Annotated in this window: 21 protein-coding genes and 1 pseudogene; 15 read left to right on the top strand and 7 right to left on the bottom strand. The window is 45.1% G+C overall.

The annotated features are described in order from the left end of the window. Nucleotides 1-129 precede the first annotated feature (129 nt). The 7 genes from GJB61_RS06775 (at nt 130) to GJB61_RS06745 (ending at nt 10802) form a co-directional block, all read left to right on the top strand. A complete protein-coding gene (locus GJB61_RS06775) occupies nt 130-1443 on the top strand; it encodes an extracellular solute-binding protein (protein ID WP_154117698.1) in 1314 nt (437 codons plus the stop codon). A 71-nt stretch (nt 1444-1514) separates the two neighbouring features. Then, a complete protein-coding gene (locus tag GJB61_RS06770; RefSeq protein WP_154117697.1) occupies nt 1515-2390 on the top strand; it encodes a carbohydrate ABC transporter permease in 876 nt (291 codons plus the stop codon). Between the two features lie 20 nt (nt 2391-2410). Continuing rightward, on the top strand, nt 2411-3238 hold the full coding sequence (locus GJB61_RS06765; protein ID WP_154117696.1) for a carbohydrate ABC transporter permease: 828 nt from the start codon (nt 2411-2413) through the stop codon (nt 3236-3238). A 57-nt stretch (nt 3239-3295) separates the two neighbouring features. Then, nucleotides 3296-5068 (top strand): sensor histidine kinase, encoded by a 1773-nt coding sequence (locus GJB61_RS06760; RefSeq protein WP_154117695.1) that lies wholly within the window; start codon nt 3296-3298, stop codon nt 5066-5068. Nucleotide 5069: 1 nt separating this feature from the next. After that, nucleotides 5070-6635: a helix-turn-helix domain-containing protein gene (locus tag GJB61_RS06755; RefSeq protein WP_154117694.1), complete on the top strand. Its 1566-nt coding sequence runs from the start codon at nt 5070-5072 to the stop codon at nt 6633-6635. Between the two features lie 12 nt (nt 6636-6647). Continuing rightward, the gene (locus GJB61_RS06750) at nt 6648-9152 is read left to right on the top strand and encodes a beta-mannosidase (RefSeq protein ID WP_154117693.1); all 2505 of its coding nucleotides are present in this window, start codon (nt 6648-6650) and stop codon (nt 9150-9152) included. 537 nt (nt 9153-9689) lie between these two features. Continuing rightward, nucleotides 9690-10802 (top strand): citrate synthase/methylcitrate synthase, encoded by a 1113-nt coding sequence (locus tag GJB61_RS06745; protein ID WP_154117692.1) that lies wholly within the window; start codon nt 9690-9692, stop codon nt 10800-10802. Between the two features lie 97 nt (nt 10803-10899). Here the strand turns inward: GJB61_RS06745 and GJB61_RS06740 are convergent, their stop codons facing one another. Beyond that, nucleotides 10900-12246 carry a glycoside hydrolase family 30 protein gene (locus GJB61_RS06740; protein WP_154117691.1) on the bottom strand — a complete coding sequence of 449 codons (1347 nt, stop codon included), beginning with the start codon at nt 12244-12246 and terminating at the stop codon, nt 10900-10902. Nucleotides 12247-12379: 133 nt separating this feature from the next. On the opposite strand from GJB61_RS06740, the gene GJB61_RS06735 reads away from it, so the two are divergent. After that, nucleotides 12380-13174: an AraC family transcriptional regulator gene (locus tag GJB61_RS06735; RefSeq protein WP_154117690.1), complete on the top strand. Its 795-nt coding sequence runs from the start codon at nt 12380-12382 to the stop codon at nt 13172-13174. A 54-nt stretch (nt 13175-13228) separates the two neighbouring features. Here GJB61_RS06735 and GJB61_RS06730 read toward each other — a convergent pair whose 3' ends face one another. The 4 genes from GJB61_RS06730 to GJB61_RS31120 form a co-directional block, all read right to left on the bottom strand. Beyond that, a complete protein-coding gene (locus tag GJB61_RS06730; protein WP_229521512.1) occupies nt 13229-13996 on the bottom strand; it encodes an SGNH/GDSL hydrolase family protein in 768 nt (255 codons plus the stop codon). A 109-nt stretch (nt 13997-14105) separates the two neighbouring features. Beyond that, entirely contained in the window at nt 14106-15143 is a 1038-nt protein-coding gene (locus tag GJB61_RS06725) for a glycosyltransferase family 4 protein (RefSeq protein WP_154117689.1), read from the bottom strand. A 155-nt stretch (nt 15144-15298) separates the two neighbouring features. Then, on the bottom strand, nt 15299-16084 hold the full coding sequence (locus tag GJB61_RS06720; RefSeq protein ID WP_154117688.1) for a sugar phosphate isomerase/epimerase family protein: 786 nt from the start codon (nt 16082-16084) through the stop codon (nt 15299-15301). Further along, nucleotides 16053-16259, bottom strand: coding sequence for a response regulator (locus GJB61_RS31120; RefSeq protein WP_195724257.1), 207 nt, complete (start codon nt 16257-16259; stop codon nt 16053-16055). Before GJB61_RS31120 ends, GJB61_RS06720 begins: the two co-directional genes overlap by 32 nt. On the opposite strand from GJB61_RS31120, the gene GJB61_RS32675 reads away from it, so the two are divergent. Beyond that, nucleotides 16258-16557, top strand: coding sequence for a CcdC protein domain-containing protein (locus GJB61_RS32675; protein WP_476703951.1), 300 nt, complete (start codon nt 16258-16260; stop codon nt 16555-16557). The two genes, GJB61_RS31120 and GJB61_RS32675, sit on opposite strands and share 2 nt — an antisense overlap. A 19-nt stretch (nt 16558-16576) precedes the next feature. Here the strand turns inward: GJB61_RS32675 and GJB61_RS06710 are convergent, their stop codons facing one another. Beyond that, complete coding sequence (locus GJB61_RS06710; protein ID WP_229521511.1) at nt 16577-17785, bottom strand: chromate transporter; 1209 nt, start codon at nt 17783-17785, stop codon at nt 16577-16579. Nucleotides 17786-18034: 249 nt separating this feature from the next. Here GJB61_RS06710 and GJB61_RS06705 point away from each other — a divergent pair, with 249 nt between their 5' ends. Next, nucleotides 18035-18412, top strand: coding sequence for a YkvA family protein (locus GJB61_RS06705; RefSeq protein ID WP_154117687.1), 378 nt, complete (start codon nt 18035-18037; stop codon nt 18410-18412). A gap of 15 nt (nt 18413-18427) precedes the next feature. Here GJB61_RS06705 and GJB61_RS06700 read toward each other — a convergent pair. Then, nucleotides 18428-18759: pseudogene (locus GJB61_RS06700) on the bottom strand (winged helix-turn-helix transcriptional regulator). A gap of 110 nt (nt 18760-18869) precedes the next feature. Between GJB61_RS06700 and GJB61_RS06695 the strand changes: the two are divergent. The 5 genes from GJB61_RS06695 (at nt 18870) to GJB61_RS06675 (ending at nt 21669) form a co-directional block, all read left to right on the top strand. Continuing rightward, nucleotides 18870-19544, top strand: coding sequence for an NAD(P)H-dependent oxidoreductase (locus GJB61_RS06695; RefSeq protein ID WP_154117685.1), 675 nt, complete (start codon nt 18870-18872; stop codon nt 19542-19544). 153 nt (nt 19545-19697) lie between these two features. Then, complete coding sequence (locus GJB61_RS06690; protein WP_154117684.1) at nt 19698-20099, top strand: CidA/LrgA family protein; 402 nt, start codon at nt 19698-19700, stop codon at nt 20097-20099. After that, the gene (locus GJB61_RS06685; RefSeq protein WP_154117683.1) at nt 20099-20785 is read left to right on the top strand and encodes an LrgB family protein; all 687 of its coding nucleotides are present in this window, start codon (nt 20099-20101) and stop codon (nt 20783-20785) included. Before GJB61_RS06690 ends, GJB61_RS06685 begins: the two co-directional genes overlap by 1 nt. An 86-nt stretch (nt 20786-20871) precedes the next feature. Further along, a complete protein-coding gene (locus GJB61_RS06680) occupies nt 20872-21387 on the top strand; it encodes a hypothetical protein (protein WP_154117682.1) in 516 nt (171 codons plus the stop codon). A gap of 102 nt (nt 21388-21489) precedes the next feature. Continuing rightward, on the top strand, nt 21490-21669 hold the full coding sequence (locus GJB61_RS06675; protein ID WP_154117681.1) for a hypothetical protein: 180 nt from the start codon (nt 21490-21492) through the stop codon (nt 21667-21669). Nucleotides 21670-21728: the final 59 nt, after the last annotated feature.

Raw genomic sequence — 21728 nt, 5'->3', positions numbered from 1 at the left:
GGGTTATTCTCTGAGTATATGTGACACCCTATATTTGTCTACCCTGTCACTGTAATTTGACCCCTGATATATTGTAAGCGTTAACATTAAAATGATATTAGATATTAAAACTTTTAGGGGGGCATACAAATGAAGAAATTTACGAAGGCAGCCTTAGCCGCTGCTGTATCGGTATTCATGTTAGTGGGCTGCAGCAATCAAGAAGCAGCCAATAACGAAGGCAGCACTGGGGAAAAAGTGACCTTAACGGTTTGGCATAACTGGACAGGCCAGGATGCGAAGTCGGTGACGATGCGGAAACTGTTAGCGGATTTCCAAACGGCTCATCCGGAGGTCACGCTGGAAGATGAAGGACTTCCGACCGATGGATTGAAGACTAGGCTTAGAACCGTAGCAGCCGCTGATGAAATGCCGGATCTATTCGTGATGTGGCCTGATGCTATGACCAAGGAATTCCAAAAGGGAGATCTTCTCCAGCCGATTAACGAATTTCTGGACAGTAAGCCAGAGTGGAGAGACAACTTCATTCCAAATGCGCTGGATGGTTATACGATTGATGATAACATTTATTCTGTTCCAATGAATTTAGCACCAACTTCATTTATCTTCTATAATAAACTGCTGTTTGATCAATATAAGGTGGCTATTCCTAAGACTTGGGATGAGCTTATGACAGCGATTGATACCTTTAATAAGAATGATATCATTCCCATTGCCTTAGGGAATAAGACGAATTGGGTGGCTCAGTCCACTATTTTCAGTACTCTCGCAGATCGTGTAACCGGCTCGGATTGGTTCTTAAAGGCCGTGAATCAGGATGGCGCGAAGTTTACTGATCCTGAATTCGTCAAAGCACTAACGGTTCTGCAGGACTTAGGTAAAGCAAAGGCTTTTCAGGATGGGTTCAACGGTATTGATGAAACTCAAATGATGCAGCTCTACTTCCAAGGGAAGTCGGCCATGGTTATTGATGGGGGCTGGGCATTGGCGAACCTGGTAAGCAATGCACCTAAAGAAGTACTGGATAACACGCATATTACCATTATTCCTTCTATTACTGGAGGCAAGGGTGATGCAGGCTCTACCGCAGGTGTTGTGGGAACAGGACTGGGAATTAGCAAGAAATTAACAGGTGCCAAGAAGGACGCGGCGATGGAATTGTTATATGCTCTGTCCGGTCCAGATGGACAACAGGCCACGTTGGATAGCAGTACGTTGATAAGCTATAACCTGGAGCTAGACCCAAGTAAAGCAAATCCGCTATTCGTTGAGCTGCATGAATTGATGAAGAATGTAAAGATTAGCCCAGTATATGACGCTAAATTAAGCTCTGCTGCCGTTGAAGTCACCAATAATGGTCTGCAGGAATTGCTGATGGGTGGAAAACCGGAAGATATCGCTAAGAAAATACAGGATGCACAAGCTAAGGCGCTTGGTAAATAAGATACACATTAGCATTTACAGGCCCTCCCGTAAGGGAGGGTTCACCTTTCATATAAGGGAAGTGAAACTTGATGAATACTCTGCGAAGTCGTCGTTTTATAATAATGGGTTTACTTCCGGCCATGCTGATCTATGCATTATTTGTTTTTGTACCCGTGATTTGGTCGGCATATTATGGTTTCTTCAATTGGTCTGGGATCGGAGCTTCATCATTTATTGGATTAGACAATTATGTGGAAATTGTACATGACCCAATATTCTGGCGTGCGCTGAAGAACAATTTTATTTTTGTCGGAGCAGCCGTTCTGGGCCAGGTGCCACTCGCACTTATATTAGCCATTCTGTTGAGTAAAAATAATTTCCTGCAACGGTTCTTGCGCTCGGCAATCTTCTTGCCAATGGTACTGTCTACCGTCGTCATCGGGATGATTTGGCAATATATTTACCATCCACAGATCGGCATTCTCAATTTCTTCTTAGATACATTAGGTTTGGAAAGCTGGAAGCTGCAATGGTTATCTGATGGTAAAATCGCTATTTTCGCGCTTATTCCTCCATTGATCTGGAGCTTCGTAGGTTTGTATCTCATTATCTTCATGTCTGCACTACAGAATATTCCGGGAGAAATTCATGATGCCGCCCAGCTCGATGGGGCCACTGGATTAAGGAAATTAGCCTCGATTTCACTTCCTATGATTTGGGGCACGGTACAAGTAGCATTAGTTCTCTGTATTTCAGGCAGTCTGAAATCCTTTGACCTTGTCTATATCATGACTAAAGGTGGACCGGCACATGCTACAGAACTTTTAGCCACGTATATGTATAACTCAACGTTCACCTCTTACCGTTATGGCTTTGGTAGTGCAATCTCCACAACCATTGTGCTAATCAGTCTTATATTAATCGGGTCCAGCCAATGGATTACCAGCAGAAAGCCTAAACAGTAGATCAGAGAGGAGGGACTAGCATGAATATAATGAGAACGAAAAAAGGACTTTTTTGGACGTTATTGACGGGTTATGGTATTTTTACTCTGTACCCTTTCTTCTGGCTTGTTATCAGTGCGTTTAAGACCAATGAGGATTTCTATAGCCATCCCTTCGGGCTGCCGGAGATTTGGCACTTTGATAATTTCAGTCGCGCTTGGGAAAGCTCGAAGCTTGGAACCGCTTTTATGAACTCGATGATTGTCTCCGTAGGCTCATTGATGATCACTTTATTCATTGCAGCCTTGGCCTCATTTGTTCTGGCCCGGTTTCAGTTCCGCTTGAAGGGTTGGATCATGACCTTCTTCGTGGTCGGGATGCTGATTCCCATTCATAGCACCTTGGTTCCGCTCTTTATTCTGATGAAACAAATGTCCATGCTGAATACGTATTGGGCTTTAATATTTCCATATACGGCGTTTGCTCTGCCAACGGCGATCTTTGTACTCACGGCTTACCTGAGCACTATCCCTAAAGAGATTGAAGAAGCAGCTTTTATCGATGGCACAGGCTTATGGGGGCTGTTCAGAAGGATTATTCTGCCGATATCCACACCTGCCTTGTCTACGGTTACGATCTTAAGCTTTCTACATTCGTGGAATGACTTCTCCTTTGCCTTAGTTCTTATTAATAAAACAAAACTAAAAACACTCCCTCTGGGAATAGCTAACTTTGCCGACGGGTATCAGACGGATTATGGTCTCACACTGGCAGCGATGACGATCTCCGTCATTCCCACCATTCTGATCTATCTGATATTCCAGGATCAAGTAATGAAGGGGATGACGGCAGGAGCAGTTAAAGGCTAGACTTCTGCTCTAAAGGCAGCTACCTAGAGGCGTAGAAGATGGAGGAGCAAGCACTAAATGAGACAATGGATACAGAGCTCCTTGCGACGCAAGCTGTTTATCTTAATGCTGGTTTCGATCCTGATCCCGCTGTTATTTCTAGGTAGCTTTGCTTATGTCATTTCTTTACGCATTACTGAAGACAAAACAAAGCTTGTCGGGATGGACACCTTAAGGCAGATGGATGGGAATTTACGATTCATCATCCAGGACGTCGAGAATATTTCGCTCTTCCTCATTGGAGACCGTGATATCCAGGAGTGGCTGGGTTCGTTAGACGAGGTTAGCAGTAGTAGTAGCAATAGCAGCAGCAGTAGTGGGGATATCGTAGGGATGATCACTAATCTGGCCAGCTCCAAGCCCTACATTTCTGACATTACGATCTATCCGTCTAATGAGTCAGCAGAATTATCGACTACATCCTTGTATGATTCTGATTTATCCAGTCAACTGGATATGAGCGCCGTTAAAGAGAAGGAATGGACGGGTGTATATTCGGTCCGTGATTACGCAGGAGCAAAGAATATTATTACATTCATAAGGCCGCTGCGGAGTATTCACAATTATAATTCATTAGGCTGGCTGACCATTAGTTTGGATGAAGCGGTGATCTCAGAGTATTGGTCTCAGCCACAGCTGGGGGAGGGGCAAGGTCAAGTCGCCTTGGTCAATGATAAAGGTGAAGTTCTCTCCGCTACGAATAAAAGCTGGCTGTCCAAATCCTTTGATACCTTGTATCCAGGAGCGATCCAGGGATTAAGCCAAGCCAAGTCAGGCAGCAATACCTTTGGAGAAGGCGAAGCCAAACAAACAATTCTACACTATCGCCAGCCTGATTTAAACTGGATGTTGATCGGTACGATACCGTATGACATCTATAGCTCACAGAATCGTTACATCTGGCAGCTCACCCTTATTGCCGTAGCGCTCTCAGTAGGGCTTAGTACGGGGCTGATTTTGTTTGTCGTTCAGTGGGTGACCAACCCGCTCCGCGTGCTTACGAGGCTGTTAACCCGAATTGATCCGGAACGTCCGCTGCCTATTTTTCCGAGTGCTTCAACGGATGAGATTGGAATGCTGGGTAAAAGCTACAATATGCTGGGTAAGCAAATCGCTATCTTGAAGGAACAATTGATCAGGGACGGAGTTCGGAAGAAAGAGGCTGACATTCGGGCCCTGCAAGCGCAGATTAATCCGCATTTTCTGTATAATACGTTGTCCTCGATTCACTGGATTGCGCTCATGGACGATGAGAAGCGTATTGCCGATATGGTGCAGGCGTTGAGCGATTTTCTGCGTATAAGTCTGAATAAAGGAAAAGATTATTATCCCGTCCATCAGGAATTGGCACATATCCAGAATTATGCCCAGATCCAATCGATTCGCTTTCCTGATCAATTTGAGCTGGATTTCATCATCGATGCTGAATTGAATGATAAGGTCATGCTGAAGCTTCTGTTACAGCCATTGGTGGAGAATGCAATGCTGCATGGAATTCAGAAGAAGCAGGAGAAGGGAACGATCACGGTATATCTGGAGAAAAAAGAGGGGCTGATGTGCTTTCTCATTCTTGATGATGGGATTGGCATGACTGTAGAGCGGCTGGATCAAGTGAGAAGTAACCTCATAAGTACAGAGGATATACCCCTTGAGGGGCTGGGTGGGTATGGTTTAAGGAACGTGAATGAACGTCTGATTCTTCATTATGGTCCCGAGTCACAGTTGAATATCCAGAGTCGTGTAAACCAGGGAACTCGTATCTCTTTCTCGATTCCCATCCGGGAGGGATAATATGAGAATCATGATTGTTGATGACGAAGTCATTATTAGAACAGGATTGGCCAAGGTCATTAATTGGAACGACCTAGGCTTAGAGCTGCTCGAGCCTGCCGCCTCTGCGGAAGAAGCCTTGGAGAGAATTCCTCATGAGAAACCGCATATTCTGTTGACCGATATTCAAATGACGGGGAAAAGTGGTCTGCAGCTCGCAGAGGAAGCAAGTCTGATCCTGCCTGAGCTAGAGATCATTATTTTATCGGGGTATGATGATTTCGTCTATACTCAGCAAGCCATCCGGCAGAATATCAGTGATTACATTCTGAAGACCAGTCGACCGGAAGAGATTATGAATACCGTTCTAAAGGCGAAACAACGTGTGGAGGAAAGTTGGGTCAACCACAGCCAGAATGTCATCTCAAAGTCGGACGAGAAGGATCACATGTTCCAGCGCTATGTCATTGATGGAGAATCGATTCCACTGGATAAACCGAATCAGCTGCTGTTTCTAAGTCAGATACAAAAAGAGAATGGCAACACTAGTATGCAGGTTGTCATTATAGTGGCCGAAGGCTGGGATCAGGCCAGAGGTGCTAATGCTAACTCGTTGCTGGTGTATGCTGTTCAGAATATGCTGCATGAGCTATTAACCTGTGTCACCTTGATTCAGAAGAATCGAATTGTTGTTGTCACACCTACACAGCAATGGAGCGGTGATTTCCAGCCGGATCAATTCATCTGCCACAAAATAGAACGGTTGCTGAAATGTACCCTTTATGCAGCGGCAGGAGTAGCTGTCACAGACATGAAAGAGCTGCATGAATCCTACAGGTCTGCTGATTATGCAACAGGATATCAATCCTTCCTGCCGAAGAAGAGCTGGAGCTACGAGGAGATCAGGCAACGTACAGGTGGCAAGAGTATTTGTACGCGAGAAGAAGAGCAAAGATTAGCAGTCATCCTTCTGGATAATGACGTGGTTGCGCTGAAGAATTGGGTGCAGCAGTATATTCAAGAATTAATGGATGACCCGCAGCTGACGCTTCAATCGCTAGCAGCTGCGATACAATCGGTTACGATCGTATCGCAACGCTGGTTGGATCGATTGCTGAAAATCACGGGGCGTGAGAATATGCTGAAGGACTATTCCGTGCAGCTGCAAGCCAGTATGAACAATGTTTCTAAAGATGAGCTGTTTCAACAGCTGTATAATATCATGAGAATGTACCATACGGATATTGCGGAAGGTCAAGCTGCACATATCAACAAAGCCAGAGCTTTTATTGAGGTGCATCTGGAGCATGATGTCAGTCTGCAACGTGTCGCCAAGCATATTCATGTTCATCCCAATCATCTGAGTGATGTATTTAAGAAGGAGACCGGCATTACCTTTGGCGATTTCGTCACCCGGATCAAAATGCAGCGGGCGATGGAAGTCCTAGCGGGCTCTCCTGCCAAAATCAGTGAAGTTGCCGCCCAAGTGGGGTATAGCGATGTCAAATATTTCAGTAAAATCTTTAAAAAGCATACGGGCAAAACACCCAGCGAATTTCGTGGGTCAACACCGTGTGATTCCCTTTAGGAGATGAAGAGCATGCAAATATCCGCAGCGTGGAAGCTTCAACACTTTCCAGCAGGACAAATGAAACCCTATGAATTGGCTACTCCCGGATTCGACGATCGTTTCTGGATTACTGCCAAGGTTCCAGGGGATGTTCATAGCACTCTTATCGAGCGGAATATTATTGATCATCCTTATTTCGGCCATAACGATATCAAGAGCCGCTGGATTGAAGATGAGGAATGGTGGTACCGGGGACAATTCAATTATGAGATTACAGAGAAATCAGATGAGCGGCATGAGTTGATCTTTGAAGGTCTGGATACGTTTGCAACCGTATTCGTAAATGGACTTGATCTAGGGACAACTAACAATATGCTGATGGCCCATGTCTTTGATGTTACCCGAATTATACGCAACGGCTGGAACTGTATCGCCGTGAAATTCGATCCACTCCGTATGCATCATGAACAGAAGGAGCTGTTCCAGTGGTCCTCCTATACGAAGGAACGTCCGTGGATTCGTAAAGCCGCGATGAATTTCGGCTGGGATTGGGGTCCACGAATGGTCACTGTCGGGATTTGGGGAGCGGTACGTATGGAGCGGAAGTCTGTTGCCAAGCTAGAATCTGTATTCGCCAGAACAGCAGATGCCAGCACAGATGAAGCGACTGTATTAATTGATGTAGAGGTGAAAGCCTACGCTAAACATCTCCATATAGATTGTGAGATTATCCTTGTGGATCAGGCCGGACAACGGGTGGCGGAAGACAGAATCGCGGTGGAGGGGACAACTGCAAGTGTAGATATGCTGGTGAGTGCTCCTCAGCTATGGTGGACTCATGATCTGGGGCAACCATATTTGTACGAGCTGCAAGTCAATCTGTTCGCCGATGGACAGCAGGTGGACAGCAGCCGGCAAACTCTCGGTATCCGCACCCTTGAATTAGAACTGCAGGATGAGAATGATAATCCCAGCTTTGCTTTTCTGCTAAACGGGGTCAAAATATTCGCCAAGGGCGCTAACTGGATACCTGTAGATCATTTCATCGGTTCAGCGCCGGATGCCAGGTATTGTGAGTTGATTGATTTGGCCGTCGAAGGTCATATGAATATGCTGCGGGTCTGGGCAGGCGGAATCTATGAGAAGGATGTTTTTTACAACGAATGTGATCGGCGGGGTGTACTGGTCTGGCAGGATTTTGCTTTTGCCAATGCGTTATTTCCAGACTTCAACCGGGATTTCATGGACAATGTACGTAAAGAAGTCATTTATAATGTCAGGAGATTACGTAATCACGCTTCTTTGGCGCTCTGGTGTGGGAATAATGAGATTGATTGGTTGTATGATATGAAATCCTCCAGCGGGGATATTACGTCGCCATTTTATGGCAGAAGCATCTACCATGAATTGATTCCTGAGGTGCTTGCCGAGCTGGATGATAGTCGCGCCTACTGGCCATCTTCCCCTTATGGTGGAAATGATGATAATGATCCGAACGAAGGAGACCGGCATAATTGGCAAGTCTGGCATGGTTCCGTATACCCGCGGCAATTCGGAGATCGTCCAGTGCTGGATTATAGTATTGAAGGGGTTACTTTCAAAAATTTCAAGAAAGACTTCACCTTATTTAATAGTGAATTTGGCATGCATGCGTCAGCCAATCGGTATACCTTAGAGAAAAATATACCCGCAGGCCAGTTCTATTGGGGTAGTGTGGAGATGGCCTACCGGAATAAGGATACCAATCATCAGAAGGGTATTTTGTTGATGGAGGGATACACCGGAATTCCCCAGAATATTGAGGAGTATATGAACTTCTCTATGCTGACTCAAGCTGAAGGCTTAAAATACGGCGTGGAGCATTACCGGCGAAATAAGCAACGGACTAGCGGTACCTTAATCTGGCAGTTGAATGATAGCTGGCCGGGGACAAGCTGGTCGATGATCGACTACGAACTGTTGCCAAAGGCTTCTTACTATTACGCCAAAAAGTTCTATCATCCTTTATTGATATCTATTGCGCATGAGCCGGGTGAGCCGCTCCAGGTATGGGTCGTAAACGATACATTAGACTCTTATGCGGGAAAGGTGACCTTACAAGTTATTACCTACGAGGGTGAGGAAGTGTACGCTAAGACTTGGGAGGCTAACGTCTCTAGTAATGCGGCAGTATATCTAGGAAAAATGGACGAGGCAGAGGCACTTAATGGCAATTTAGCTGAAAATGTTGTGGTAAAGGTATCAGCCGACGGATTTGCTGCCCCTGACAACCTCTATTACCTGCGTGATCAGAAGGACTTGCTAATGAAGGCTGCAGAACTTGAGGTCGTATCAGATGAGGTATCACAGACCGTGACGATAACAGCAGTGGGGACCTTGGCGCGGATGGTCAAAATCGATTTGCCGCAAGGTCGAATTCGCTTTAGTGATAATTACTTTGACCTGCTGCCTAATGAAACATGCACTATCCAGATTAGTCATCCCGAAGGGATTCCTGTTTCTTTTGCCGGTTTGAGTGTGAGTGCATTGAAGTAGGTTTATAGATTGTTAAAATGTCTAACAAACAAGCAGGTTCCTGTATGTAACAGGGGCCTGCTTGTTTGCTGTTTCATGGTTTCAATTCGCTTCACTCATACGTTCCTGGAGCAGTGCATACATAGCGTGATTATTCGTAAGAACCCTCCGAACTGTAGCGGTTTGATTCACAAACGCAGATAAGAAAAGGATGATACTGGATATTATAGGGGGACTTACCCAATTACCTCAACAATTCTGGAAGCGGGGTTACAATTAATAGTTTGACCCTGCCTCTGTAAGTGATCAACGCTGACTTCTTATGAGAAAGTTGAATTCAATACATTGAACCAGAAATATAAACCTTGCTTATTGCTAAAGTGAGTTTTTTTGGTTTCTCTATTCATGTCGAAAAATGTTTATTTCGCACTCCATCCCATCAAATATTTCTATCGGTTCATAAAAAACAATAAACATACAATATAGACAATCAAGTATATACTTTTAAATAGAGGTTCATTCGTTATATATATAAATGATCAAAGGGGCAAAGGGACGATGGCAAAGGTTACTGGATTTGAAGGTATTGTGGCTGCAGAAACGGATATTAGCTTAGTAGATGGAGAAAATGGTCGTTTGGTCTATAGAGGTTATTTAGCAAAGGATCTTGCAATTGAACAGAGTTATGAGGAAGTAGCCTATTTACTCTGGAATGGGCAGTTGCCGGAACAGGATGAATTGGAGCAGTTGCATATGCGACTGGCTAACCTGAGGAACATACCGGAATACATATGCGAGATCATTGATTTGCTCCCCCTGTCGATCTCAATGATGGGAGTATTGCAGACTGCTGTTGCAGCGCTTGGAGATGCAGCAGGAGTTGCTTGGCCACCCACACTGCAACAAGCCGAGCGTTTGACCGCAGTCCTTCCGAGTATTGTTGCTTACAGATATCGAAAATTAAACGGATTACCTATAGTAGAACCGGATGCCCAATTAGGTCATGCCGCGAATTATTTGTATATGTTAACTGGCCAACTTCCTGAAGAATCCCATAGTAAAGCACTTAATGCATATTTAATTCTGGGTATGGAACACGGGATGAATGCTTCGACATTTGCGGGTCGAGTCATTCTGTCTACCCAATCAGATATGAACGCAGCGGTATGCGGAGCTATTGGAGCAATGAAGGGCCCGCTACACGGCGGAGCTCCCTACGAAGTGATCGCTATGCTTGAGGAAATAGGCTCGAAGGATCGAGCAGAGCCCTGGATGCGTAATGCACTGGAACATGGGGCCCGTTTGATGGGATTTGGGCACCGTATTTATAAAACCAATGATCCGCGTGCAGAGGCGCTCCGGATTGTCACCTTGCAAATGACAGGGGAAGATCCCTCGTTCGAACTGGCGATTCATGTAGAGAATACCGCCATTCGTTTATTGGAAGAATTCAAGCCCGGACGTCGTCTGTTTACGAATGTGGAGTTTTATGCAGCTGCAATACTGCGTGCTGTTCAGATATCTCCAGACTTGTTTACTCCTACGTTTACTTTAGGAAGAATCGTAGGCTGGACTGCCCATATTCTGGAGCAAGCCAGTGTTAATCGCATTTTCCGGCCTGAATCTGTGTACACTGGACCTATGCCTGCAGCTGACTTAAGCGTAATCTAGTAATTTTCCTTTATTAAAAAAGACAATCCAGTGTTGAAATACAACATTTGGACTGTCTTTTTTGTGTTATGAGGATTTGCTTCAAGCTACAATACCATTAGCTGAACAGCAAGGTCTGAATAGCGTGAGCAGGAATAGTAGTCTCTGCCACCTGTCCCTGACAATTCAGTGTGAATGGCATCAGGTTGTCAGTCCGATTCATCACGATGACGGCAATCGTTCCGTCAGTGTTGCGGAAAGCGGTTGTTTCCAGCTTATCGGTATATTTGGAGCTGCCGATCCGTTTGGCTCCTGGACGAATGTATTTACTGAAATGTCCGATATAATAAAATGAGCTCTCAAAGATGACCTCATCATTTTTGGTATCGCCGATGATTGGAGCATCGCAATAATTGCCTACATGGTTAGGACCGCCTTGTTCATCAAGCACGATATTCCAGTCCGTCCAGCTAGACATCCAGTTGTTCAGGTTGCCGATAATATCATGACCATAACGTTCACCTGTGTTCCAGGACCCGAGATGTACGCCCCCTTCTTGACAGCCTTCACTGAAGAATAGGTGCTTGTCGGGGAAGCGTTCATGTACGGCAGACAGCGCTTCAAAGTGATCACCGGAATACCAGTGAAAGCAAATACCCCAAATGTATTTGGAGGCTGCTGCATCCTCGAATGCCGTCTTCGCATGGGCGTATACCCGCTCTTTATTATGATCCCAGATCATGATCTTCACGTGGGCTAAGTTCGCTTCTTCCAGAGCAGGGCCCAAGTAATCACGGACAAAATCCTTCTCTTCTTCAGCGGTATAAATGCAGGAATCCCATATTTGAGCAGCTTTAGCTTCATTCTGCACACTCACTGCCCAGATATCAATACCAGCTTCTGCATAGGATTGAATATATTTAACGAACAACTTCGCCCAAGCTTCCCGATATTCCGGCTTAAGCTTACCACCGTTGTTCATTTCACCGTTTGTCTTCATCCAAGCCGGTGGACTCCATGGGGAAGAGAACAAACGGAAATTCTCACCTACTGCGGCCGCTGCCTGCTTGATCAGTGGAATAATCGATTCTTGATCCCGTGAGATATTAAACGAGCGTAGCTGTGGGTCTTCATCCTCAACATAAGAATAATTACCTAACGAGAAATCGCAGCTCTGGATATGTGAGCGGCATAGGGTATAGCCGATCCCGTGCTCAGGATGAAAATAAGCATCGATAATTTCTTTCTGTTTTGCTTCACTAAGCTTGGCTAGGGTTACGGCCGAGGCCTCAGTAAGTGCACCGCCGAAGCCTTCAATTTCTTGATATTCCAAATCATCATAAATATTGATGAGTTCCATTTCCTTCTCTGCAGAATCGGGGCTGAAAGTTAGCGATTCTAACTCTGTTAAGCGGTCTCCAGTATCTTTTGCTGTTTGAATTACGCGAATGTTTCCTTTATTCATAGCGGTTGATAGCCTCCTAAGCATATTCTTCTATTTTCTATTATAGAAGGAATTCCGTTGTTCTTTGAAGAAACAATATGGCTAACAACCTCAACAATCTGGTCATAACCTTAAAAGGAGAAGAGGATCTGTAATGGAAAGAAACAATGTTCATATTCATCTCAGTGCCTTTTCCCGCCATATTCAGCCTTTTCGGCAACCTTTTCGAAATGGTCTGGATACCTATATTATCCGACTTCAAGCGGAAGGCGAATCTGAAGCCCTGATTGAAGACCGCATGGTTACTATTCTGCCCGGAGATTTACTATTATTCCGTCCTGGCGAAATCTATGATCTGCGGATAGGGGAGAAGGAAAGTCCGTTGGGATTTAGCGCGGATTATTATGTTATGTGCACAGGTGAGTGGGTTGACCGCTGGTGGAACGAGCGGGACAGACCCAAGAAAGTGAGAATTGCGGATGATGGTAAGCTTCAGAGTATTTGGCAGCAGCTCATTCTGGAGAAAAGAAGGCTCGATGGCGGCAGCACCGACATTCTGGAACTTTTGTTCAAAGCATTATGTTTACTGCTGGATCGGGCTATTGAAGAAGCACCGGCAACTTCGTCCACATCGCTGCTCCTGGCACTCAAGATGAAGAGCTATATCGAGGAGCATGCCACAGCAGTCATCAGGCTGGAGGAGGTTGCCAAACATACAGGCATTAGTGTGACTAGGGCAGTCCATTTATTCAAAGCCCAGTTCGGGTACTCGATTATGCAATATGCAGGACAGATTCGGCTGGCAATGGCGCTGCGGTTAATGGACAACAGCAACTATACATTGGAGCGGATCGCGGAGGAAACAGGTTTCGGCAGCTATACTTATTTTCACCGCGTATTCAGGGAACGGTATGGAGTGGCGCCAGGGGTATACCGCAAGAGTAGATAAGGGTACAAAAAAAGCCCGCAGAACATATAGATGTGTCTGCAGACCTTGATAACATTATTGGCTTGGTGCAGCTTGTCCAGTGCTATCTAGGAGTAGATTGGGTTCGCTGTTTCTAATAAAATCAAGCACTTTGTCGAAGATAATCCGGTGTCCTTCTTTATTGGGATGGATTCCGTCCAAACAGATAAACTTGGTGTAATCCGGATGTTGGAGGAATGCACCCCTAACATCAATAATTTTTGTTTTGGTACTCTCTGCGACCTTGATAATGGTGGAGTTATATCTTTCCTGCCACCAATAGATTTTGGTCACACTCCCTAGGAACTTCAAGATATTCACTTCAGAAGCCGGATTATTCTGGCTAACCCATTTGAAATAACTATCGGCATCCAGAGGAGGGAGACTCATAAGGATCGGCATGATCTGCTGTTTTTTTAGAAAATCAATCATATCTAGCAGCATCTTCTCGAATGTGGAAAAATCTGTCTTGGGGCTATGCTCTGCATCAGGGTTGTCTACAATATCTGCCCAAATGAAATCACAATCATTTCCGCCGTATTCGATAAGAACCACATCGGGTTTCTCTTTTAGAACATCTCTTTTCAGATTGCTTAGGCCTTTCATCAGCGTGTTGCCGAATCGGGCTGTATTGCGCAGCGCACCCTTCAGTTTACCTTGGAGGAGAGAGACATAGTTGTCTTCCAAGATCACATATTTGCTTCTGGCTTCATCATACACAACACCTTTGGAAATGGAATCTCCACTTACCATATATTTGAACTCCAAGCTTACAGATTCCTGATCCGTTTCATTCATATTCATTACCTCACCTCCGGCATATTTATTATTGATAGTAACAGTTTAAACTATTCATTAACGAAATGCAGTGCAGAATGCACGGAAGTTTGTAAAAAAGCAAAGGATACAGTAATTAGCTTGTGGTAATAATGCTGATTAATCTCTGCTCCAGGATATTAACACTATTATTCCAGGTCCAATTTACAGCATCACGTTCTCCTTGCTCAGCCAATTTATTTTTTAGAGCGGTGTTCTTAATTAGGCGAATTACATCTTCGGCAAGCCTATTCTCATATCGGTAAGAAAGCAGGCAGTTCTTTTCATGCCGGGCATATTCCAAATTTCCTCCAGCATAAATAGAGACCAGTGTTGCACCACAGCTCATCGCTTCGAGTCCTGGTAAAGATCCGGTATCAAATATACTGGAGCTCACAAAAATATCTGCCCCATTGTAATGAAAGTTGAGCTCTTGATCATTCTGTGGCGTGAAGAAGCGGAATCTTCCGGTAGCTTTAATGGATTGCAAGGTCACTGAAGTGTAGAATTCCTCTGGTGGACATATGAAATTTATATTTACTTTGGGATATTGCGCTTTGACAAGCTCTAACTGCTGTATGAGATAGTCCTGATCCCGGTGATGCGAGAATCCCTCTTCAACCTTTCTTAAGATAGCAGTAATATTTAAGGGTTCCTGAAGGCTCTCCCGGATATGCAAGTTTTTAAAGGAGGCGCTAACCCCTACCGGAACAATGCTTCCGCTTATCCCGTGATTTAATCTGACCAGCTCCTGTTGCCAACGTGAAAGAACGATCAGATGTTTGGTTATATGATAGGAAGGGAAGGATATTTCATTGTTCGGCAAAAAAAGCGGTTCGTAACATAAGGAAAGTCTCACGTGAATTCCTTTTCCATTATTGCTGGCTGCCTGAGCTACAGGAACTGTTGTATAGAAGTTGGAAACAATGATATCTGCGAGAGGGAAATCCTGTTCGCGAAGTAGGGTATGTGGGGTGCGAAGCACACTTGAATGAACGTCATAAGAGATAACACCCTCCAGCGGCATTAGAATGATGACTTGATGGCCCTTTGCAGTAAGTCCATTGGTGAGTTCTACCAGCATTCGTTGTGCTCCACCGAGGCACAAGGTAAGAATGGGGAATGTTAACTTCAACTTATGATCGCATCCCTTCTAATAAGTAAGTGTCATATATTAATTAAGCATTTTGTTTACTATTTTATTCAAAGATCAATATAATGTGCTTTTTCAATCAGCATAAAAAACCCTGGCTATATGGATGATCTATCCATAAACCAGGGTCTGTATTTTTATATAGAACTGAGTCTTTGCAGTAAATGAACCGTCTCATTGATCTCATACCCAGCAATGTCCTCCAATGACACATCGATCATCGGTTTATGCTTCTGTAACTTGGTCAGGAAAGCTTGCGTATGGAAGAGTCCCCGGCCTGCCTTGCCATGGCGTATCTTGTTCTTTTCCGTATAAATATCTTTCAGGTGTGCGACGATGATCCGATCGCCAAACAGCTTCAAGGAGCTGTCAACGATTTCATCCTGTAACTGGATATTATCTCCAATATAATTAACGGGATCAAAGACTACACCAATCGAGGTAGAAGGAACCTCGTCCAGTATGCGACGCATTTTCTCCGGTGTGGAAAGCGTATGGCTGAAGACACCCTCAAGGCCTAGAAAGACGCCACATTTCTCCGCCTCTTCGGCCAATTCTTTCACGGTTTCTTTTAGTGCTTCCCAGCCTATCTCCTCGTAACGGTAGGGATCATATTCTTTAAAAGTGGTCAGTGCTCCCGTCTCAGTAGCAACCATGGGTGCGCCGAATTGGCGGGCATAACGAAGATGCTCCTTAAAACGATCAATTTCTATTCTCCGGGTCGCCGGATCGGGATGAATAGGGTTGATATAGCAGCCGAGCACACCAATTCGAATACCTGCTTTATCGAATTGCTCTCCAACATAGCTGGCTAGGCCAGGACTAAGCTTGCCGGGAGAAGTGTCAATGTCCTGTATCGCCTTGGACAGCGCCAGCTGCACAAAGCTGATATCATAACTCTGAAGTGCCGCTGTTAATTGCATGAGGGGCAAGCAGCCAACTGTATGTGCTAAAGTTCCGTATCTGATGGTTTACATCTCCTTTTGGATTTGATTCGTAAGTATTGATATTAATAATAATAACGCTTTCAAAAGCTGGCAAGGATAAGATCTCTTGTGTGGCTTCAATCCCAGACTTGTAAGGCATTTGGATATCCATGAGAATGACATCGGGACGGCCATGTCAACAGCATCATTCCCGTCGGAGGCTTTGCCTGCCAACACCATATCTCTTTGCAATCCTATCACATACCCAAGCCCTTGCCGAATCACCTTCTGATCGTCAGCTAGCAAAACTGCGGGACGGACGCTGGTATTATCGTCCAAACCCGTGGATTGGCAGCATCCTCACAGTTATATTCTTGGGGCGTATAATTTATCGTTTTTATGAGATTTACACAGTGGACAAAGTCGGCGGATTCCAATATATGGTCAACGACTGGGCGCCGGACTTCTGAGGGGGAGTGCTTTCCCAAATTACAGCAGCATTCCACCAGCGGCCCCTGCGAGAACGACCACCCAAGGGGGAAGCTTCCAGAATACAAGCAGGATAAACAGCAGGGCTGCCAGCGCGAAATCCGCAGGTTGCACAATGGCTGTAATCCAAAGGGGATCATATAGAGCGGCTAATAGCAGTCCTACGACAGCAGCGTTAACTCCGGTGAGTGCACCTTGAATTTTGGGGCTGTTTCTCAGGCTGTTCCAAAAGGGCAGAGTACCAGCTACAAGGAGAAAGGCTGGCAGGAAGATCGCAATAACAGCTATCGCAGCCCCTGATATTCCTCCAGCCATGGCTCCAAGATAACCAGCAAAAGTAAACAGAGGTCCCGGGACTGCTTGGGTTGCACCGTATCCTGCCAGGAAATCGGCCTTACTTACCCAACCCGTTGGGACGACTTCCCGTTCAAGTAGCGGCAGCACAACATGACCTCCACCAAATACTAGCGAGCCAGATCTGTAAAAGCTATCAAACAAGGCTATCCCTTCACTTTGTCCCCATTCTCTGAGAAGAGGAAGTGCCAGTAGGAGAGCCACATATATCAAGAGACAGCTGATGGCAAAGCTCCTGCTAACGGCAATAGGTAGCTGAGGGGCTTGCTCCACCTTTACGCTGCGGTAAAACCATACCCCGACCACTCCAGCCACAAGTATAAGCAAGAGCTGGCTATAAGCAGTTTGCCAAAGTAAAGAAAGGCCAGCGACGATTACCGCGATGGTGATCCGATTACGATCCGGCGTCAACTTCTGGCCCATGCCCAGGATGGCCTGGGATACTATGGCTACTGCAACGATTTTGAGTCCATGAATCCAGCCAGCGTTGCCGATATCGAAGCCTTTCAGCAAGAAGGCGAAAGCTACTAAAGCTATGACGGAGGGAAGTGTGAAGCCTATCCAGGCGACAATTCCGCCCCATATTCCCGCTCTGATCAACCCGATACCAATCCCGACCTGACTGCTTGCCGGACCCGGCAGGAATTGACAAAGGGCAACTAGGTCAGCGTAACTTCGTTCATCCATCCATTTTCGCCGCCGAATATATTCATTATGAAAATAACCTAGGTGCGCAATCGGTCCCCCAAATGAGCTTAATCCAAGCTTTGTAGATACACTCAGCACCTCTAGAAGGGCGGAGATTTTGCTTCTTTTCTTGTGCTGTTCCTCTTGCCGCTTCGCTTCCATCTCCATTGATTGCTCCCTTTTCCGAAAAAAAACTAAGTTCGCTTATATCTTAAGCTGTTGATTCCGCGCATTACAACCCTTTTACAGAAGTTTTACAAAAGGCGACATAAGTTAACAAAGCCTGCAACGGTTAAGAAACGCGCGTTAGAATAGGAGGTTTTGTTCACAAACTAGCGTCAAATCATGCTGGGCGTGTAATATAGAGTATAATGGTTTTCATCCATTTCATCTGAAATTATCTGGAGGCCTTCCCTAATGAAGCATAATGAGGACAAGAACACTGTAGAACTTGCAGTGGGGAATTTAGAATACAACACAGCAAATGAGGAGCTTGTCACAGCAAACTTCTGGACTAAAACGAAGAGATTTGCCGGAAAAATCCCCTTCACCAAAGATGCTATCGCCATGTATTATTGTGCGGTAGATGCCAAAACACCTTTATGGGCCAAAGGCATAGCCTTTGGTGCGCTAGCCTATTTTATTTCCCCTGTGGATGCAATTCCCGATGTACTGATCGGCTTAGGCTTTACAGATGACGCTGCGGTTATTGCCGCAGGTATTAGAGCGTTGTCAGGCCAGGTAACGGATCAACACAAAGAGAAGTCAGAAGCTTTCTTCAATGGAAAAAAATAACGGTACAGCGTTAGCCTATAGCGTGCTATCTGTTACATCCAAGCAGCTTTCTGCGGAAAGCTGCTTTGTTTTGTACACTTCGCCCCAGTCCCTCATAAGCTTAATGATCGGAATCAGCGAACCACCCCATCCTCTTCCAACTCCCGCAGCTGTAAAGTTAGCATACGCTGGGTAATGCTGGGGCATATGCGGCGGAATTCGTTAAATCGCTTCGTACCCTCCATTAGGTGAAACAAGATAACTCCCTTCCATTTGCCCCCGATAACATCTAAAGTAAATTCTACTGGGCAAGCTAGGCCATTTTCCTCTGTGGCATTCTCTCCAAATCCGCCTTTTCGATTGCGCATCACGCTTCCACTCCTATAGTATCAATTGGTATACAAGTTGTTCTAATATTAAGCTTGAGATCGACAAATTTGCTATGCGTCAAGAAACGCCAAGAAAGGGTGTACGAATCATGGAAAATTTATCTCCAATCCAGCAAGAAATATTATCTGCCTTCCATTTTAGACACGCTACTAAAGAATTTGACAGCCATAAAAAAATCAGCGATACCGACTTCCAATTTATTCTGGAAACCGGACGCCTGTCACCAAGCTCCTTCGGCTTTGAGCCTTGGCGATTTGTAATTGTGCAAAGTCCAGAGATTCGCGAGAAGCTGCGCCCGTACGCAAGGGGAGCCAACAAACAGCTTTCGAGCGCCAGTCATTTTATGCTTATTCTCGCCAGATTACCTAAAGACATGCTTGCTGCCTCCGAGTATATCAAAGGTATGATGGAGAATGTTCAGCAATTGCCTCCAGAGGCTGCAGAGGGAAAAGGAAAAGTCTATGACGCCTTTCTGAAGACGGGCTTCCGGCTGCAAGAGAATGAACGGGCCATGTTCGAGTGGGGCTGCCGCCAGACCTATCTAGCCCTCGGCAATATGATGACGGCCGCAGCTATGATCGGCATTGACTCTTGCCCGATGGAGGGCTTTGATAAGGCAGAGATTGAGCGAGTACTGGCTGAAGAAGGAATTATGGATGTCGAACATTTCGGGATCGCTTGTATGGTGGCTTTCGGGTATCGTCTGCATGAGCCGCTCAGCAAAACACGGCAAACGGCGGATCAAGTGGTTCAGTGGATATAAGCAATGAAAGTGGCTGGCTTCTTATTTATTGGAAGCTGGCTTTTTTCATACAACTCTCGAAAAATTATTGAAACTTTCATGAAAATTCTGTTACGCTAATAGAGTACAGCTTTTATTGGCTCTATTAATTTCATACTGAAGGGATTCTGGCTCATGAAAATCTTGGTCATCATTGTCCAAGTCGCGCTCTTGTATCTATTTTACATGGTTGGCGACTATCTGCAAAAGCTGCTGCATCTCCCGGTTCCGGGGAGTATTGTTGGCTTAATCCTGCTGTTTATTTTACTGATCTTTCGAATTGTGCCTGTAAAATGGATCGAAAATGGGTCTATCACTATTTTATCGTATCTCCCGTTATTTTTTATTCCGGCGACAGCCGGAATTGTGAACCATTTAGATATTTTTAATGGTAGAGGTTTAGTATTAATTCTTATCCTTATCGTAAGCACGATATTGACGATGGTAACAGCGGCGCATTCCAGTCAGTGGCTGGAAGGATGGAGCAGTAGTAGAAGCGTCCGCAGCAGTATAAAAGAGAAGGGGAAGGAATTATAATGTTTTTTACCGCAGTCGGAATTATTCTGCTTAATGTGACTATTTATTTGATCATGTCCGTGATCTACAGACGTTATCGTATCCCTGTACTGATGCCAGCACTTACTGCTACTGCCATCGTGGTCAGTCTGCTTCTCTATTTTCACATCTCTTATGACACATATATGATTGGCGGCCAATGGATCAATCGCTTACTTGGGCCTGCAGTAGTGTCGTTAGCTTATCCTTTATATAAACAACGCAATGTGCTGGTGGAGAACTTTCCTGCCATTGTGGGAGGTGCTGTCACGGGTCTGCTCGTTGGGATGTTTAGCGGTCTGCTGCTAGCGGCCGGATTGGGATTCTCGAAATTGTACGTACTCTCCGTATTGCCTAAATCGATCACAACCCCTGTAGCCATACAGATCTCCAGCAGCCTCGGCGGTGATTCTTCCTTAACATCTGTCTTTGTAATGATTGCCGGGTTTACAGGCGCTATTGGCGGACCCTATATCATTAAGCTGTTCAGAATTAAAAGTGAAGTGGGAATCGGGATTGGAATGGGTACGGCCTCCCATGCTCTCGGTACAGCGAAAGCGCTGGAATATGGAGAACGCTCCGTTTCCATGAGCTCAGTAGCGATGACGGTATGTGCCATCGTGGGTTCCATAATCGGGCCACTAGTGGCCTGGATCATGTACCAGTAGTGCAACAAAATAGATTGTCACAACCATAACATTTCATGTATTGTTAAAATATGGTATTCATCTTTTGACATGAGGAAGTGATGGTTATGAAGAAGCTGCTGTATTGGAGTATAGCTATCCTGGTCTTAACCGGGTTGATTGTCTATGGCTTTAGAAGCGCCCCAAAGGTGATTCGTCTGGATCGCCAAATCGAAGTCACTGCGTATAAATTACAGGATACAAGTTTTGCGAAGCCGGTGAAGATTGCCTTGAAGGGTGCTTTTGACGAAAAGTCGGAGTCGTATTTGGGTGAGATGAGGATTAATGGGATACAGTATACTAACTGCAGTTTGTCTCCGGAATTGGGATTCATGTACTGTGCACTAGAAGGCAGAAGGCTTCCATTTCCAGGGCAAGTCTATGCGAATAAAGACTTCAGTCAATGGAGTCTTGCGGTTCAGCAGTCGTATCAACCAAACGATACCAAAAATGATCTGTATAACAGTCTCAATCAAGGGAGTACTACTCACGACACCATCATCATTAGTATTCCGGCAAAGGGCTGGGAAGCTGCTGTTGAATTATACCAACGGCTGCAAAATGACTGGGTGGATAAACTTTAACATATGCGCAGATAGTATCTTGAGTCCATGTTTGTAATATACCCTAACGGGTAACTATAACTAAGGAACAAGAATTGTAAAGCGTATGAAGGAGGACTCCACATGGCAGATCATATTCAAGACGAAGCTCAAATCCGTAACAAGCAAAATAAAGATGGTGATTCATTAGCGGAGCAAAAGAAGATGGAAAATGGTGTAGATATTGAGCCAGAAGCAGACGCATGGATGGCCAAGCCTGCAGACACCGCACATCCAGACCCGCTTCCCAAGAATCAGAAATAAATAAATGAATGAAATATTAGGCTGTCCTTAGCGGGCAGTCTTTTTTTATGTTAAATAAT

This window comes from Paenibacillus monticola (assembly GCF_009664975.1).
GTDB lineage: Bacteria > Bacillota > Bacilli > Paenibacillales > Paenibacillaceae > Paenibacillus_AQ > Paenibacillus_AQ monticola.
This window is presented reverse-complemented; position numbering and strand designations above follow the sequence as displayed.

What these genes read in the sequence shown, in the direction of transcription:
- GJB61_RS06695 (WP_154117685.1), top strand. Translation starts at nt 18,870, where the DNA reads ATGGAAAATTTATCTCCAATCCAGCAAGAAATATTATCTGCCTTCCAT.
- GJB61_RS06675 (WP_154117681.1), top strand. Translation starts at nt 21,490, where the DNA reads ATGGCAGATCATATTCAAGACGAAGCTCAAATCCGTAACAAGCAAAAT.
- GJB61_RS06745 (WP_154117692.1), top strand. Translation starts at nt 9,690, where the DNA reads ATGGCAAAGGTTACTGGATTTGAAGGTATTGTGGCTGCAGAAACGGAT.
- GJB61_RS06765 (WP_154117696.1), top strand. Translation starts at nt 2,411, where the DNA reads ATGAATATAATGAGAACGAAAAAAGGACTTTTTTGGACGTTATTGACG.
- GJB61_RS06770 (WP_154117697.1), top strand. Translation starts at nt 1,515, where the DNA reads ATGAATACTCTGCGAAGTCGTCGTTTTATAATAATGGGTTTACTTCCG.
- GJB61_RS06680 (WP_154117682.1), top strand. Translation starts at nt 20,872, where the DNA reads ATGAAGAAGCTGCTGTATTGGAGTATAGCTATCCTGGTCTTAACCGGG.
- GJB61_RS06760 (WP_154117695.1), top strand. Translation starts at nt 3,296, where the DNA reads ATGAGACAATGGATACAGAGCTCCTTGCGACGCAAGCTGTTTATCTTA.
- GJB61_RS32675 (WP_476703951.1), top strand. Translation starts at nt 16,258, where the DNA reads ATGAGAATGACATCGGGACGGCCATGTCAACAGCATCATTCCCGTCGG.
- GJB61_RS06710 (WP_229521511.1), bottom strand. Translation starts at nt 17,785, where the DNA reads ATGGAGATGGAAGCGAAGCGGCAAGAGGAACAGCACAAGAAAAGAAGC.
- GJB61_RS06685 (WP_154117683.1), top strand. Translation starts at nt 20,099, where the DNA reads ATGTTTTTTACCGCAGTCGGAATTATTCTGCTTAATGTGACTATTTAT.
- GJB61_RS06775 (WP_154117698.1), top strand. Translation starts at nt 130, where the DNA reads ATGAAGAAATTTACGAAGGCAGCCTTAGCCGCTGCTGTATCGGTATTC.
- GJB61_RS06690 (WP_154117684.1), top strand. Translation starts at nt 19,698, where the DNA reads ATGAAAATCTTGGTCATCATTGTCCAAGTCGCGCTCTTGTATCTATTT.
- GJB61_RS06735 (WP_154117690.1), top strand. Translation starts at nt 12,380, where the DNA reads ATGGAAAGAAACAATGTTCATATTCATCTCAGTGCCTTTTCCCGCCAT.
- GJB61_RS06720 (WP_154117688.1), bottom strand. Translation starts at nt 16,084, where the DNA reads ATGCAATTAACAGCGGCACTTCAGAGTTATGATATCAGCTTTGTGCAG.
- GJB61_RS06750 (WP_154117693.1), top strand. Translation starts at nt 6,648, where the DNA reads ATGCAAATATCCGCAGCGTGGAAGCTTCAACACTTTCCAGCAGGACAA.
- GJB61_RS06740 (WP_154117691.1), bottom strand. Translation starts at nt 12,246, where the DNA reads ATGAATAAAGGAAACATTCGCGTAATTCAAACAGCAAAAGATACTGGA.
- GJB61_RS06705 (WP_154117687.1), top strand. Translation starts at nt 18,035, where the DNA reads ATGAAGCATAATGAGGACAAGAACACTGTAGAACTTGCAGTGGGGAAT.
- GJB61_RS06755 (WP_154117694.1), top strand. Translation starts at nt 5,070, where the DNA reads ATGAGAATCATGATTGTTGATGACGAAGTCATTATTAGAACAGGATTG.
- GJB61_RS06730 (WP_229521512.1), bottom strand. Translation starts at nt 13,996, where the DNA reads ATGAATATGAATGAAACGGATCAGGAATCTGTAAGCTTGGAGTTCAAA.
- GJB61_RS31120 (WP_195724257.1), bottom strand. Translation starts at nt 16,259, where the DNA reads ATGGATATCCAAATGCCTTACAAGTCTGGGATTGAAGCCACACAAGAG.